12 protein-coding genes are annotated in these 15,524 nt (G+C 56.0%); 7 read left to right on the top strand and 5 right to left on the bottom strand.

All coding sequences use genetic code 11. The features are described 5' to 3' along the window. Positions 1–95: 95 nt before the first annotated feature. The 5 genes from VGH19_02260 to VGH19_02240 all read right to left on the bottom strand — a co-directional run bounded on the left by VGH19_02260 (position 96) and on the right by VGH19_02240 (position 7,857). Entirely contained in the window at positions 96–2,594 is a 2,499-nt protein-coding gene (locus VGH19_02260) for a sodium/solute symporter (protein ID HEY1170169.1), read from the bottom strand. Between the two features lie 182 nt (positions 2,595–2,776). After that, positions 2,777–4,759 (bottom strand): FAD-dependent oxidoreductase, encoded by a 1,983-nt coding sequence (locus VGH19_02255; protein ID HEY1170168.1) that lies wholly within the window; start codon positions 4,757–4,759, stop codon positions 2,777–2,779. 306 nt (positions 4,760–5,065) lie between these two features. Then, positions 5,066–5,743, bottom strand: coding sequence for a DUF1080 domain-containing protein (locus tag VGH19_02250; GenBank protein ID HEY1170167.1), 678 nt, complete (start codon positions 5,741–5,743; stop codon positions 5,066–5,068). 55 nt (positions 5,744–5,798) lie between these two features. Further along, positions 5,799–6,830 carry an aldo/keto reductase gene (locus VGH19_02245; GenBank protein ID HEY1170166.1) on the bottom strand — a complete coding sequence of 344 codons (1,032 nt, stop codon included), beginning with the start codon at positions 6,828–6,830 and terminating at the stop codon, positions 5,799–5,801. A 28-nt stretch (positions 6,831–6,858) separates the two neighbouring features. After that, entirely contained in the window at positions 6,859–7,857 is a 999-nt protein-coding gene (locus VGH19_02240; GenBank protein HEY1170165.1) for an LLM class flavin-dependent oxidoreductase, read from the bottom strand. Between the two features lie 116 nt (positions 7,858–7,973). Here VGH19_02240 and VGH19_02235 point away from each other — a divergent pair, with 116 nt between their 5' ends. The 7 genes from VGH19_02235 to VGH19_02205 all read left to right on the top strand — a co-directional run. Beyond that, positions 7,974–8,297: a helix-turn-helix domain-containing protein gene (locus VGH19_02235; protein HEY1170164.1), complete on the top strand. Its 324-nt coding sequence runs from the start codon at positions 7,974–7,976 to the stop codon at positions 8,295–8,297. 27 nt (positions 8,298–8,324) lie between these two features. Continuing rightward, positions 8,325–9,185: a LysM domain-containing protein gene (locus VGH19_02230; protein HEY1170163.1), complete on the top strand. Its 861-nt coding sequence runs from the start codon at positions 8,325–8,327 to the stop codon at positions 9,183–9,185. Then, a complete protein-coding gene (locus VGH19_02225; GenBank protein HEY1170162.1) occupies positions 9,182–10,471 on the top strand; it encodes a PQQ-binding-like beta-propeller repeat protein in 1,290 nt (429 codons plus the stop codon). Before VGH19_02230 ends, VGH19_02225 begins: the two co-directional genes overlap by 4 nt. A 176-nt stretch (positions 10,472–10,647) precedes the next feature. After that, the gene (locus VGH19_02220) at positions 10,648–11,073 is read left to right on the top strand and encodes a GntR family transcriptional regulator (protein ID HEY1170161.1); all 426 of its coding nucleotides are present in this window, start codon (positions 10,648–10,650) and stop codon (positions 11,071–11,073) included. Continuing rightward, positions 11,070–11,963, top strand: a complete 894-nt coding sequence (locus VGH19_02215; GenBank protein HEY1170160.1) for an ABC transporter ATP-binding protein — start codon at positions 11,070–11,072, stop codon at positions 11,961–11,963. The genes VGH19_02220 and VGH19_02215 overlap by 4 nt, the downstream gene beginning before the upstream one ends. Positions 11,964–11,976: 13 nt before the next feature. Beyond that, positions 11,977–13,872 (top strand): ABC transporter permease subunit, encoded by a 1,896-nt coding sequence (locus tag VGH19_02210; protein HEY1170159.1) that lies wholly within the window; start codon positions 11,977–11,979, stop codon positions 13,870–13,872. Beyond that, the coding region (locus VGH19_02205; protein HEY1170158.1) for a hypothetical protein at positions 13,869–15,524 on the top strand (1,656 nt) is incomplete at its 3' end. The genes VGH19_02210 and VGH19_02205, both read left to right, overlap by 4 nt.

Raw genomic sequence — 15,524 nt, 5'->3', positions numbered from 1 at the left:
CATCGTCGTAACACCACGCTCATACCCCATTAGACATTGCTCATTCCTTCGTCATTAGGGCTTGGTCATTCGTCATTTCCCATTCGCGATGTTTCCTATCCCGCAGTCTTCCTAGTCAATCCCTCCAGCGGTTTCCTCTCCGCCGGAATCACCACACTTGCCAGCCATCCCACACAAAAACTCGTCAAAATTCCGATCGCTCCATACGTGAAGAAATGCAGTGCCGTATGCCGCTGCACATAATATAGCACCACCACACTGGAGATCGCTCCGATCATCGCCCCCACCCCATGCGCCCGCGTCGTGAAAATCCCCAACGCAAACAATCCCGCCAACGCCCCACCCGTCAATCCCAGCATTCCCAAAAACGCATCCCACAGCGACGCGATCTCATACCGCGTCATCAACAGTGCGATCGCCGTCCCCGCTATGCCCGATAACACCGTCACCCACTTCGCCACCTTCAACCGCGATGCATCGTTCATATCAGGATTCAACCGCGCCTGAAAATCTGTCACCCACGCCGTCGCGATGCTGTTCAAGCTGCTCGTCGGTTGCGCCGCCGCAAAGATACCTGCCACCACCAATCCACCCAAGCCCGCCGGCAACTCGCTCACGATAAACAACGGGAAAATCGCATCATTCTTTAGCGCCGGATCAAGCCGGTCCGGGTTCAACCGATAAAACGCATACAACGCCGTGCCCACTGCGAAGAACAACGCCGTGGAAGGCACCACCATCAGCGCATTCGTCCAGATGGACCGCGCCGCCTGCTTCTCATCCTTCGTGGACACATACCGCTGCACTACATCCTGCGTGGCTGTGTAAGGAATCAGATTCGAGAACAAGTTACCGATGAGAATCACCCACGCCGTGCCGATCGTCAGATCCGTCGTCCATTGAAGTGGCCCAAAAAGTTTATCATCCGTCGTCGCCACTTCCCAAATCTTCGCCGCCCCACCCGGAATGTGCATGCACGCCACCACCAGCGTCACCAGCGCGCCCAAAAGCAAGATCACCGTCTGCACCACATCCGTCCACACCACGGATTCGAGCCCGCCCTCAAACGTCATCAAGATGCAGATGATACCCATGATGAGGATGCACGTCCGCATGTCGAAACTGCTCACCGTAGAAAGCGCCAGCGCCGGAAGATACAGCACGATCGCCGTCCGCCCCAACTGCATCACAATGAACGACGCACTCCCGAACCACCGCGCCGCCAGATTGAAACGCTTCTCCAGATATTCATACGCCGACGTAATGTTCAGCTTACGAAAGAACGGCAGATAAATCGCGATAACCAATGGCGCAAGGAGCGGCACCGCCATGTTCGCGAGGAAGAACGTCCAGTCCGTCGTATAAGCCTTCGCCGGGATCGCCATGAATGTCAGGCTGCTCAACATCGTGGCATAGATACTCAACCCCACCGCCCACCACGGAATCTTTTGCCCGCCACGAAAAAACTCATCACTCGTTTTCTTCCGCCCCACGCTCCAGCTCACCACCAGCATGATGATCGGGTATAACCCCAGCGTCACATAGTTCAGCCAGCTAAACGACTTCTTCTTCCGCACCACTTCGCCACTCCACACCTCCGGCGAGCGTATGCCCGGCTGCTTCTCCCCACTGATCACGATGAACTTCCCCTCCCACTCCACCACCGGCACCGTGACCTTCGAGAACGGCACCTCACCGCGCGTCGTCCATGTATCCGTCACCGTGTGATACGCGAGAATGTCTCGCGGAAATCCTTTGTGCTCCGTCGGCGCGACACTCACCTGCGCCCCATCATCGCCGCCCATCACGAGCAGATGCGATTGCCCCAAGGCCGGTGCCGGTGAAGGCGCTGCCACTGATACTCGCGGCAAATCCGCGATCCGCTTCCACCCCTTCCCCGGCGTATAGCGATATGCATCGCGCAACCATTCCCGAGCCGGTTTCCCCTCCGCATCCGCCTTCAATCCTGCTCCGCTGAAAACAAAGAACGAGCCCTCCTGCACACCTGCCGTCGCCAGCATCCGGCCCACCGGCATCGGCTCCAACTCTTTCCACCCCGTATCAATCTTCGTCAGGTCCAGTGCCCATAACGTATTCAACGCCTGCGTCGCCGTCGGCGTCTCAATACCGCCTGCCACATAGACCGTGTTCTTGAGCAACGCCCCCGACGTGTTCGCACACGGCTTTGGCAAAGGCGGCAACGTTGTCGTCTTCAGCGACCCATTCACATACTCCAACCGAAAGACCTCCGCATGATGTCCGCCCGCATCACTTCCCCCGATGCAGATGATCCCCTCCTCCGTCGTGATGCTGACACCATAGCCGAGCGGCCTCGGCAACTTCCCGATCGTCTTCCATTCCCCATCCGGTTTCTCCAACGCAAACACCGTGTCATACCAAATCTTCGTCCCACCCTCCCACGGCCGCTTGCCCGGAAAATTCGCCCCACCCGCCACGATCAACGCTCCGTTATGCACCCCAGCAAACATCGAGGCGAAACCTTCCTTGTCCGGCAGGTTCGGCAATTTGTTCCAAGACAGCACGTCATTCGTTCCCTCTGCATGGAGTGAAGAACTGCCTAAGCCCATGGTCATAAGTAAAATCAACAGGACGAACTTTCGCGCAATCGATGGCGCTCTTTGAAACACCAAGCCCATTAAAAAACCTGGCGCGCGCATTCTTCTCCCTCTCCTCTCAATGAGGAGAGGGCTGGGGTGAGGAGTGAGCGAACCGATCGCTGCCTGATGACTTGTTGCTCTATAAATCCCCATGCTCTCTATTCCTTCAACGCCTCCCACATCATCACAAGCGCCTCGCCCCGTGTCAGTTTTGAAAAAGACGGAAGCACCTTCACTCGATTGCCACTGGGCAACATGCCGATGAACTGTCCCTGCGTCACATTCTTCACGACATTCTCATCTATCGCGACTGCCTGCGCCAGTGAATCCGCTTTTAAAGTCCCGTCCTTGATACGCTTCAAACCGCTAGCCCAGCGTTTCGCAACCTCCAGCGTCAGCGGCTCATTCAATCTCGCATCATAGGCCGCAAAAAATCCCTTCGCGCCAAAATACTGCACCGCCGGAATCCACGCCTCCTTGCCACTCACATCCACATCATTGAAGAAGCTCAACATCACCCTCTTCTCCGCCAGTGTGCGCAAGAGCTTGTCGCTATCTATTGCCGCTGGCACTTGTTTTTCCTTCACCGCTTGCACCACCGCATACGCTGCGGATTCACAGATATTCATCCACGTCGGCTCCAGTCGGATCGTTCCCCATGCCACATGCGTCGATGACAGGCAAACCGGCACCAGTAGATTATCCACACCTTTCGGCAACAGCGCCCGATACGGCACCTGTCCCGGAAACGTCTCGCAATGCAACATCATCTTGCCCTCATCCAGGCTGTCTTTCACGCGATTCGTCGTGCATGCGTGCGCGTCCATATACCACTCCGTCACGCCGATGCTGTCTTCATGGACTGGCGCACGCTGATATCCTTTCGCCAGCATCGCATCATGCTGTGTGAACACATAGCGCCCCACGATCCGCCGCGCTTCCCTCACATAAAACTCATAGGGCCGATGTCCATTGTCCGTGAATTCATCCTTCGCCAATCCCAGTTGACCGAAAAACTTCCGCCGCTCAGGCGTCACCGATTCGTCGTTCTGCAGGAAGTAAAGCAACGCCGTCGTCGCCTCCCAATGTGCGTCCATGACTTTCTTGCGCACTTGCGCATCACCCTCCACATAATCCGTCTGCGGCCCGATCAGTTGAGGACGGTTCCAGCCGATCTTCTTGTTCGGCAATGGCCGCACCATGGAGCCGAACTCCAACGCCCTCATCGCTGCGGCGTCATAGTTCGCTGGCTTCGTCACTGGCAAGCGATTGGCCGGATCAGAGGACAATATCGTGCGATAGTTGAAAGCCTGCACCTCGCCATCCGCTTCACCCGTGCTGCCTGGTGCGATCGCCTGAAACCCGGGGAACTTGCGCAGGTTCAGCGCGTCATGCATCTCCGCGAGCTTCGCCGATTCAGGAGTAGGTGCCGTTTTGGAGGCAATCATGAATACCTTGCCCGCATGCGGCTCGTTATATTCCCCGCGCGCCTCCCGTCCCACACGATACGGCACCTTCGCCAGCGCCGCCAAATCTCCTTCATACGAGCAATCCGCAAACACCTTCGCCGTGACCGTTTTCGTTTCCGTGCCCTTGGTCGCTTTGAAAGTGACCGACTGGATGATTGCCCCCTCACGCTTTACCTCGAACGGAGTGAATCCTCGCCACACTGTCAGTCTCGTTTCTTTAGCCACCAGCTCATTGAAAACTTTCTCCGCCACCTTCGGCTCAAACTTCCCATTCGCATGCCCGCTCTTGGCTGGCAACGCCTGCTTATATTGTTCCGAATTCTCCCCGTATGTCGTGCGATAATGATCAAAGATCGTCTGCCTCACCTCATCATAGATCGGCGCACGCTTCCCTTCATAAAGGGTATCCCACACGCCCAATCCACTGCTCAGAATACCGCCCAGATGTTCAGTGCGATTTACCAGCAACACTTTCAAACCCTCACGCGCCCCTCGCACCGCCATCGTGATCCCTCCCGGCGTCCCCTCTACAACCACCAGATCATAAGCCTCCTCTGCCGCCGCAAGCTTAACGCTTTGCCCCAACAATCCGACTAACAACAGCAAAGCCCACAAACGCCGCCAACTCGCGGAAATCATCCATATCGCCGATGGAGAACAAATGCTCTTCATATAAAGGCAAAGCCCAAGTGAATGCTTCCCACCCTATTAACACAATCCCACCCAAACGAGAATCAAAGACTGGTTAAAACATATGACCAGCGGAGCGCGACTCTCCGAGTCGCAGCAACGTCCATAAGCAAAGGCGGGCTAGTTTTGCTCTACACTATTCTAGAATCTTCTCTATCCGGGCTAAGTTTGCATTTCGAGCAGCAACTGGCTTTTGAACCTTGCTGTGCCCGAGGACGGGCACGCTCCAATAAAAAACTGGCCAGAGTTACCTCCAGCCAGTTTTCTCAAATCATTCTAAACCGCCGCTTACTCCAGCGACTTGATCTTGATATTCCGGTAATACACAGGCGCCTGCGCCTTGCCATGCAACCCTTGGAAACCGATCGGTCCTTTCCGCGCGAAATCCTTCAGCGCCTTCGGAAATTTGTTCGGCGTGCCATCCGGGTTCTTCTTCACTTCGGGCCACTTATCGAGATCGGCATCGATGATCGTCTCGCCATTCAGCACCACCGTTACCTTGCTGCCCTTGCACGTGATCGTGTAGCGATTCCACTCGCCCACCGGCTTCGCCATGCTCTTGGACGGCGGCATCGCATCATACAACGCGCCCACCATGCCATACTTGGAACCATCCGCTCCCGCATGCACCTGGATCTCCAAGGCCGCCAGCACATCCTTCGTATTACCCGAGCGCAGGAAGACACCGCTGTTCGCCTCTTCAGCCACCTTGAATTCCAAGTCGAGGATGAAATCACCATAGGACTCCTTCGTCCACAATGTGTCATGATGCTTCGCCACCAGCACACCATTCTCCACCGTCCAATGCTCGCCGCCGACGGCATTGGAAAGATCGGTCTTCAAAAGGTCCTGCCATTTGGAAGTATCCGGATGCTTGGCATCCGCTGCCTGAAGTGAACTTGCAAGCGTAAGGGCCAATCCCAGCAATGCCGGGGCCAAAGCTTTCTTGATCAGATTTTGGATCATGCGCAGGAGACTCGCATTTCCCATTTTTCGCTCAAGCGCAAAATAACATCACCACTCACACTGGAAACGGATTCCGCTCCACAAACTTCTGCTGATGAAAATAAGGGTAAGCCAGTGTCGTCGTGCTCGCTGCATCCAGTCGCGCGACCTGTTCCTTCGTCAAATTCCAACCCACCGCTCCGAGGTTCTGCCGCAACTGCTCTTCATTCCGCGCACCGATCACCACCGTCGAAACCGTCGGCCGCTGCAGCAACCAGTTCAACGCGATCTGTGGCACCGTCTTGCCCGTCTCCGCCGCGATCGCATCCAGTACGTCCACCACGCGATACAACAGTTCCTGATCTATCGGCGGCCCGAGTTCTACAGCAGTTTGTGAATTCAACCGGCTCGTCTCCGGCATCGGTTGCCCGCGCCGGATTTTTCCTGTGAGCCGTCCCCAGCCCAGCGGACTCCACACCACCGCGCCCACCTTCTGATCCACTGCGAGCGGCATCAGTTCCCATTCATAGCTGCGTCCCACCAGCGAGTAATAAGCCTGATGCGCCACATAGCGCGAGTAACCATACTTCTCCGCGATCGCTAGCGACTTCATCAAATGCCATCCGGAAAAATTCGAGCAACCGATGTAACGTATCTTCCCCGCCCGCACCAGATCATCCAACGTGCTCAACGTCTCCTCGATCGGCGTCATCGCATCGAACCCATGCAATTGAAACAGATCCAGATAATCCGTCCCCAAGCGCTTCAAGCTCCCCTCCACCGACTTGATCAAATGAAACCGCGACGAGCCCACATCATTCGGCCCATCGCCCAAGCGGAACGATGCCTTCGTCGAGATCAACACCTTGTCCCGACGTCCCTTGATTGCTCCACCCAACACCTCCTCCGCCTGCCCGCCGGAATACACATCCGCGCTATCAAACATCGTCAACCCCGCCTCCAGACAGATATCCACCAGCCGTGTCGCCTCCGCCACGTCACTGCTTCCCCAAGAAGAGAACAAAGGTCCCTTGCCTGCGAACGTGCCCGTTCCCAACGTCAGAACCGGAACCTTGAAACCTGAACCGCCAAGATGTCTGTATTCCATAAATGTATCTCCAGTGAGATGTTTCCGCTCACTTCATAAAAATCCCCGCTACGATCTCATAAGACCTCAATCGATCCTCATGCAGATAGAACTCCGAGTGCAGCATCAGCTCATCCGCTCCTGTCTTATCGATGAATGCCCGCAACTTCCGCTCCACCGTTTCCGGCCCACCGATGATCGCCGCGCCAAAGTGTTCCGCTACCATCTGTCGCTCCACTTCGTTCCATAAGCCGTCCATGCTTTGCACCGGCGGCGGAACATAGAGCGCCTCACCCCGGCGCAGTTTCAAAACACGTTGGTAAGCAGACGTGACCAAATACTGCGCCTGATCATCCGTCTCCGCCGCGATCACCGGCAACCCTACCATCGCGTATGGTCTCGTTAAATATACAGAAGGTTCAAATTTGCTCCGATACAGTTCAAGCGCATCCATCATCATCGCGGGCGCGAACTGACTTGCGAACGCAAACGGCAATCCTAGCACTGCCGCCAGATGCGCACTGAACAAGCTGGAACCCAACAACCACACCGGCACATTCGATCCGCCACCCGGCACCGCCTGTAATCGTTGTCCCGGTGCTACTGGCCCCAAGAACCTCAACAACTCCTGCACCTGTTCTGGAAACTTATCCCCCGCCGAAGGATCACGTCCGATAGCTCGCGCCGCCAATTGATCCGAACCCGGTGCGCGACCTAACCCCAAATCAATCCGTCCCGGATACAACGCCTCTAGTGTCCCGAAATGTTCCGCGATGATCAGCGCTGCATGGTTCGGCAACATGATGCCACCCGAGCCCACGCGCAATGTCTTCGTCCCACCCGCCACATGACCGATCAAGACCGACGTAGCCGCACTTGCGATACCCGCCATGTTATGATGCTCCGCCAGCCAAAAGCGTTTGTAGCCCAGCCGCTCGACATGCTGCGCCAAGCTCATCGTATTACGAAAACTCTCCGCCACACTCCCGCCTTCCCGCACCGAAGCGAGATCAAGGACTGAAAATGGAATGGTTGCTTTTTGGATCATGGAACAACTTAGCTCAATTTGCGACCCGCCGAATACTTGTTCGACGTAAATCGAACTTAAATCACCTCCCACTGTTCGTCAAAATATAATTCGATGATTGTCGAACTATTCAAAGCATGCGATGTTGCCCCGCAGTGAAGACCTATTCGCATCCGGATCTGAAAGACGTGCCTTTGGCCACGGTCATGCAGGCGCTTTCCGATCCCTGCCGCCTCGCCATCGTGCAGGAGTTGCAACGTGCGGAGGGTCGCGCCCTCGCCTGCAACGAAGTCCCGCTGGACATCTCGAAAGCGACGCGCTCCCATCACTTCGAAGTCCTGCGCGATGCCGGCCTCATCTCCACCAAAGCGGAAGGCACCAAGTGCATGACCTCTCTGCGCACCACCGAGCTGAACAAACACTTTCCAGGACTTCTAAAGCTCATTGCCAGCCGCGCCTGATTCAGTGACAGTCATGCCCCAGGAAGCATGGCTTTGATTTTTCAACCACCAATCAAACCTCGCCGTTCAAGGACCACGCTCTTTTCGCTCCTGCTCATCACCCTGCTGTTCCTGCTCTCGATTTTCACCGCCACCGCCCGCACCTACACCGTCAAATCCGGTGACACCCTCCAGCGCATCGCCCAACGCGAACTCGGCAGTGCTGCTCGCTGGCCAGACATCGCCCGCCTGAATAACCTGCCCCCGCCCCACACCATCCGCCTCGGCCAGCAACTGAATCTGCCAGATACGCAAACCGGCATGATTCCCTTGGCCCCGCCGACACCCACGAATGCTCCTGCTCCCACACACCCAGCGGTCCCACCGGGTAATATTGTGCCTCCTGATCCGCCACCTACGACCAGCACTCCTATGCCCACAAATGAGCATGCCATAAACATTTCTGATTACCTGAGCTGGTCACTTCCGCTCATCCTGCTTTTGGGAACTTTCCTCCAAGCTCTGAACCTCCGCATCTCCTGCTGGTTTTCCCAAATAGAAACGACTTACTTCCGTTGCTTGAAACTGGCCATCTACTTGGAGATTTTGGGCACCCTCTGTTTCATCGGTGGGATGTTGCTGCTCGTTCTGGGTATTGCGTTAGGAGTAACCGCCAAATTTGAGCCTTGGAGCATCGCGGCCCTGATCGCGATATTGCCGCTCGTTTTACTCGCTTGGTTTCTTCTAAGTCTCTTCGCCATCAAAAACACCCTCGATTGCAAATGGCGCAGCGTCGTCACTCTCCTCGTCATGTCTTGGTTTGTATCTTGGGTTGCGGGCATTATCATATTCATCAGCACAGTCTCCTATGCGCCCTTGGCCAAGCTGCTGTCTGAACTGCCCAAATGAATATTTCTATCCCCAGACAACACCGCCCCCCTCTCGATGTTGGAAGTTGGACGTTCGATGTTCGATGTTTCCCATTGTTCCTCCTCCTCTTCCTATTTTCCCTTTCCCTCTCCGCCCAAGACTGGCCCCAGATCCTCGGCCCCAACCGCGATGGCATCTACTCTGGCCCCGCTCTCGCCACCTCGTGGTCGAAAGAAGGCCCCAAAGTCCTCTGGCAGAAAAATGTCGGCTCCGGTTTCGCCGGTCCTTCCGTACGCGATGGCAAACTCATCCTCTTCCACCGTCTAGCGAATGAAGAAATCATCGACTGTCTCAACGCCACCAATGGCACCAACATTTGGCAGTTTAAATATCCCACCGCATACACGGATAACTTCGGTTTCGATAACGGCCCACGCGCCGTCCCCACCATCACCAGCAATACCGTCGTGACCTTCGGTGCTGATGGCATCCTCACCGCCTTAAACTTCAAAGACGGCACCAAACTCTGGCAGGTGAATACCCGCAAAGAATTCGGCGCGGATAAAGGCTTCTTCGGCCTTGCCTGCTCTCCGCTTGTGGATGGCTCTACTATCATCGTGAACATCGGCGGAGAGAACAGCGCCGGTATCGTCGCCTTCGAGCTCGTCACCGGCAAAGTGAAATGGAAAACGAACGACAACGAAGCCAGCTATTCCTCCCCTGCCATCGCCACCATCAACGGCCAGCGCCTCGCCCTCGTCTTCCACCGCGCCGGTCTCGCCGCGCTCGGCCCCACCGACGGCAAAGTGGTTTTCGATCACCCTTGGCGTTCCCGTGAGAACGCTTCCGTGAACGCCGCCACGCCGCTTATCATCGGCAACCGCATCTTCATCTCTGCCAGCTATGACACCGGCGCGTCCCTCTTCGAACTCACCGGCGACAAACCCAAAGCCATCTGGTCGAACGACGACTCCATGTCCAACCAATACGCCACCAGCGTCCATGCGAAGGGTTATCTCTACGGTCTGCATGGCCGCCACGACTTCCCCGGCGGCACTGAACTCCGCTGTGTCGAACTCGCTACCGGGAAAGTGATGTGGACCAAACCCGGCCTCACCCCCGCGAACGTCCTGCTCGCCGGCGATCAACTCCTCGTCCTCACCGAACGCGGCGAACTCCTCTCCGTCGCCGCCACGCCCGATGAATTCAAACTCCTCAACCGCGCCCAGATCCTCGGCAGCAACCTCCGCAACTACCCCGCGCTGGCCAACGGCACCCTCTACGCCCGCGACACCAAGAAGCTAGTTGCTCTCGACCTGCGCTAACCCATTCGTAATCGTCCTCGTTCACGTCGTCGTCTTCGATTTCCCCTCTCGATGTTCGATGTTTCCCCTTTCTAATTCCTCATCTGTGTTCTTCCGTGTTTCATCAGTGGCTAAAAAATCCCCCATTGACATCCGCCACAAACTGTCATACTGTCCTATGACACTTAACCAAGGCCATGATCTTTCAGATCAATTTCAAATCCGGTCTCCCGGTCTATCTGCAGCTTGTCGAGCAGATCAAGGCCGCCGCCGCCTCGGGCGCGCTCCAGCCGGATGAACCCCTCCCCGGCATCCGCCCCTTGGCTGAGGAACTGCGCGTTAACCGCAACACCATCGCCAAGGCCTACGCGGAGTTAGAGAGCCAGGACGTCATCGAATCCATTCCCGGCAAAGGCTGCTTCGTGAAACGCAAGGGCGCTTCCCCGCTGAAGAAAGACGCCCGCCGCAAGCTGCTCATCCAGGAGATCGACCAAGCCATCGTCCAGGCCCATCACCTGCAAGTAAGCCCCGAAGAATTTGTCACCCTCGTCCACGAACGCCTGGCCGCGATGGAGGCGCGCCAGCGCGATAACGAACCGGACACCCAACCCGCCACCTTATGAGCACACCCGCCGCTGTCATTGATATCCAAGGCCTCAGCCACGCCTACGGCCGCAACGAAGCCGTGCACGAGTTCAACCTCAGCGTGCCGCGCGGACGCTGCTACGGCCTCTTCGGCCGGAACGGCGCGGGCAAGACCACCACCATGAAGTGCCTGCTCAATCTCCTGCGCCCACAGCACGGCACCGTGCACCTCTTCGGCCTCGACCCCGCGAAGCACGAGGTGGAAGTAAAACGCCGCCTCGCTTATGTGCCGGACTTCGTCGCCTTCTACCCATGGATGACCGTGCGTGAAACCCTCGATTACCTCGCCTCCTTCCGCCCGCATTGGAGCAGCAAGATCGAAGGTGAACTCCTCGGCCGCTTCCGCTTGAAGGCCGATCAAAAGACCGGCGGCCTCTCGAAAGGCCAGCGCACCCAAGTCGCCCTCATCGGTGCCATCTGCCCGGAGCCTGAACTCCTCATCCTCGATGAACCCACCTCCGGCCTCGATCCCATCGTGCGCCGTGAATTCATCGAGACCGTCATCGGCGCGTATCAGGAGAGCGATCCCGGCAACCGCACTATCCTCGTCTCCACGCATCTCATCAGCGAGTTCGAGGGCCTCATCGACGAATTTACCATCATGGACGCCGGCCGGGAGGTGCTGAAGCTGGGAGCGGACGAAGCGCGTTCGCGGTATCAAAAGATCCGCGCGCGCTTCGCCCGCCAGCCAGACAACCTCGACCTCAAAGAAGCCCTGCACGTGCGTAAAGACGGCCGCCAGCTCGAAGTCATCGCCAACGGCGGCGGCCCCCTCATCTACGACCGCCTGAAACAACTCGCCCCTGAAGACCTCACCAGCGAATCACTCACATTGGAAGAAGTCTTCGTCGCCACGCTAAAGACTTGAGGAGGAATTCACCATGAACGTGCGTCTCAAAAAAGAAGCCCAGATGATTTTCTGGCCCTGGCTCGTCGCCGCCTTGGCGGGCCTGCTACCGCTTCTGGACCGTTTGTTCATGTCGCTGGGCGTTTACTCAGCACAAAGACTCTATTACATCGCTTCAAGCATATACGTGCTGAGTGTCGTCATGCTGGCGGCCATGCTGTTCGGCAATGAATTTCAGCAGCGCACCTTCTCCCTGCTTTTCAGCCAGCCATGCCATCGGGCACAGATCTGGCTGGAGAAATTGATCGTGACCGCCATCGCCATCGGATTACTCACCTTGTTTCACGTAGCCGGCGGGTATTTGGACCCGCGCGTCCTCCCTTCATACTATCAGCCCTTATTCGGCCTTCTGCCTTTTTTGTTCTGTGCCGCCATGTATTGGTCCCTCATCACCCGTTCAGCCCTAGGTGGTGCTGTTCTCTCTCTAACCAGTCTGGCAGCGCTTTATCTGATCGCCTGGCTGATTCAGGACGAGTTCCTTTACCTCTATCGGCTCTCTCTCGAGCTGACAAAAATCAACGTGCTGCTCACGCGCATGTCCCTCATCATGGCACCAGTATTTCTTTTGCTAAGCTGGTTACGGCTCCGACGCTTGGAGATCACCGGCAACTGGGACGATGCGATGGAAATCACCTCATCTACAGGCAAAGCCAAGAAAAGCGTGATCGATTTTCGAAGCCATGCTAATCGCCCCCTTCTCAATCTGATCTTCAAAGAACTGCGCTTGCTCAGGCCGATTCTGCTCATGGCAGTTTTCTTCGCCAGCTTATGGCTCGCCGCCGCGATCAGCCTCAGTCTCCGTCCTGGCAATCCAGATGTACACATCACCCTTATCAATGGTTTGTGCGGCATCTATATTCCGCTCGTGATTCTGCTCTCAGGTTCCCTCTCCTTCGGCGAAGAAAAACGTCTTGGCACGCACATCCTGAATCTCAGTTCACCTATCTCCGCCAAGAAGCAATTCCTCATCAAAAACATCGTCGCCACCCTCATAGCGCTCTCCAGCACTGTCCTTCTCATTACTCTGCTCCATGGACTGACGGGCAAAGCGCTGAATGCGTCTATGATGAAAATCTTTTCAGGCCCGCTCCTAGGCTCGATGTTGGTCGCGAGCCTGCTGGTGGCAGTGCTGGTCCAGATAAGCATTTGGGCGGGCACTGTCGCCGACCGCACTGTCCATGCACTGTTTTTGGCGATCGCCGCTGCCATCGGATTCTACGCGCTCTTTCATCTCGCCCTTAATAACGCCAGCCCGCTGGTTCAGCCTGTCTTACAAGGCCCGGTGTACTCCGTGATGGCTCACTATCAGCTAAGCCATACTTTTGCTTCCACCGGTATCTGGCCCATTCTGCTCGGCGGCATTATCATCGCCGCCACCAGTTTTATTGTTCCCGCCTGGAGATGCTTTCGCCAGACGAACAGTGAACAGCAGAACATCAAAAAATCACTGCTGTTCCCTTTCTTCGCCATCGCTCTCGTCGGCATGGCCACCGGCGCACTGGCTAAATGTCTGAATTTCGAAGGCTTCCGCGAATCCTTCCTCTATCAAGAGACTCGCGATGCGTTGTTGAATCTCAATGCACAAGACGGAAACTTCTCAGATCGATCATCCCGCTATTTCACACCTGCGGAACTGGTAGCCACCGGCAAACTTTCTCCCCGCACGGAAGCGTGGCTGCAAAACAGCACGGTAAAGGTCAACTATGGCACTTCAGGCGGCCAGCGTTACAGCATGGCGCTAGTCATTTTCCCGAAGAACACCTGGCCGCAACCGATCGCTCTGAACTCCGAAGCGGAGAAGGACATGTCTTCTTACGAAGCCACCATTCAAAAGGGCAACGAGCAGAAAACTTCCCAAGGAAAACCATGAATGTGCGCCTAAAAAAAGAATTCCAGAGCCTCTTCTGGCCGTGGGTGGTGGCCGCCTTGATCGGACTGGTCCCTATTCTGAGCTGGTTACTCCCGGCCTCCCAGATCGAACAAAGTTTCAACGGTGTTTATATGCTGGCATGTGTCGGTTTCGTATTGGGCACTGCACTGCTGTCCACGCTTCCTTTCGGTGAAGAGTTCAGCCTACGCACCTTGCCGATCCTCCTCAGCCATCCCATCACACGCTGGCAGATCTGGACCGAGAAGTTCAAGATCACCTTCATCCTTACCGTCTCCATCGCCCTCTTGAATGGGATCAGTTGCCTGCCTTTCTGGGGCTTGATCGGTGGTCAGTTGAAATTGGCCCTCGCCTTCTTGATTTACACCGTTTGCTCCGGCGCTTTCTGGGTGATGTTTACTCGCTCCACCATCGGCGGCACGATGCTTTGTCTGTTCTCGCAAGCGATCGCTGTGGTCATGGTGTATGTCTACACTCAAACACGCTACTTCGACATCGGCATCTGGGACTCCAGCCAGAATACTGAGGGAATTTTGCTACGTATCAGTCTGCTGGTTTCGCCAGTTTTTCTGTGGCTGGGCTGGAAACTATTCTCCCGCTTGCAGGACACTGGCATTGCCAATCTGGAAATCCCCTTTCTGACCGCTGCAGACGATCAGAAAACATCTGCCACATTCTGGTTTCGCATACGGACCAATTCACCCCGGCTCAATCTGCTTCGCAAGGAACTGTCCTATTTCAAGCCTCTTCTCCTGATGGCTTACCTGTTTTCGGCACTTTGGATCGGGATGCTGTTGCTGAACACCTTCTATCCGCTGAAGCACTCCCTTTTGTCAGACACCTTGAACGGTTTCTTGGCACTCTATGCGACCATGGTCCTCGTGACTGCGGGCTGCATCTCCCTGGGTGAAGAAAAAGAGATGGGCATACACGCCTGCAATCTGACCTTGCCCATCGCCTGGCGACGCCAGTGGCTGCTGAAACTCAGCCTCGCCTGTATCGTCGGTTTGGGTTGCGCAGTCCTCCTGCCTTTGTTCCTCGCGCAACTCGAAACCTTCGTCATGGCCAAACCGATGAAGACTTGGGCTTGGCAAATCCTGCAAGACTTTCACATCCTTTGGACACTCTGTCTCCTATTGGCATCGTTCGTCACGGTCAGCTTCTGGGCGGCCACCGTCACGAAGCGGACTATACATGCCGCCTTCCTCTCGGCTTTTATGATCCTGCTGGTAGCTGTCTTTCACACCATGGGAAAAAACATGAACCTAGGGCAGGGATATTACTCGGCGGATTTCCTCGATTGGGTCACGGCCCACTGGCATCTCCATCTCGGCTGGTCTTCCCAACTCTTGGGTGAAATCTTTCTGCTTAGCTTCGCTGCGATTGGTTCGCTATTTCTGCCCTTAAGCCGCTTTTACTACCAAGAGCAATCATCCCCCGTAAAACATGTCATCAAGATAGCCGTCATCATCATCTCGCTCTCGTGGATCAGCGGTGTTGCTTTCGCGGACCTGCAGCAGAGCGCTTACAGCCAATACAGCGATACCCACCCATTCCGCACTGAACCGCGGGCTGCATTATTAGAACTAAAAGCAGATGTTTGGCCGAAAACAATCTCACCGAATCACAACCTT

The organism is Verrucomicrobiia bacterium (assembly GCA_036405135.1).
Lineage (GTDB): Bacteria > Verrucomicrobiota > Verrucomicrobiia > Limisphaerales > JAEYXS01 > JAEYXS01.
Note: the sequence above shows the minus strand (reverse complement) of the source record. Positions and strands in the feature narration are given on the sequence as shown.

Coding starts and splice junctions, on each gene's coding strand:
- VGH19_02260 (HEY1170169.1), bottom strand. CDS start 2,594: ATGACCATGGGCTTAGGCAGTTCTTCACTCCATGCAGAGGGAACGAAT.
- VGH19_02255 (HEY1170168.1), bottom strand. CDS start 4,759: ATGAAGAGCATTTGTTCTCCATCGGCGATATGGATGATTTCCGCGAGT.
- VGH19_02250 (HEY1170167.1), bottom strand. CDS start 5,743: ATGATCCAAAATCTGATCAAGAAAGCTTTGGCCCCGGCATTGCTGGGA.
- VGH19_02245 (HEY1170166.1), bottom strand. CDS start 6,830: ATGGAATACAGACATCTTGGCGGTTCAGGTTTCAAGGTTCCGGTTCTG.
- VGH19_02240 (HEY1170165.1), bottom strand. CDS start 7,857: ATGATCCAAAAAGCAACCATTCCATTTTCAGTCCTTGATCTCGCTTCG.
- VGH19_02235 (HEY1170164.1), top strand. CDS start 7,974: ATGCGATGTTGCCCCGCAGTGAAGACCTATTCGCATCCGGATCTGAAA.
- VGH19_02230 (HEY1170163.1), top strand. CDS start 8,325: ATGGCTTTGATTTTTCAACCACCAATCAAACCTCGCCGTTCAAGGACC.
- VGH19_02225 (HEY1170162.1), top strand. CDS start 9,182: ATGAATATTTCTATCCCCAGACAACACCGCCCCCCTCTCGATGTTGGA.
- VGH19_02220 (HEY1170161.1), top strand. CDS start 10,648: ATGATCTTTCAGATCAATTTCAAATCCGGTCTCCCGGTCTATCTGCAG.
- VGH19_02215 (HEY1170160.1), top strand. CDS start 11,070: ATGAGCACACCCGCCGCTGTCATTGATATCCAAGGCCTCAGCCACGCC.
- VGH19_02210 (HEY1170159.1), top strand. CDS start 11,977: ATGAACGTGCGTCTCAAAAAAGAAGCCCAGATGATTTTCTGGCCCTGG.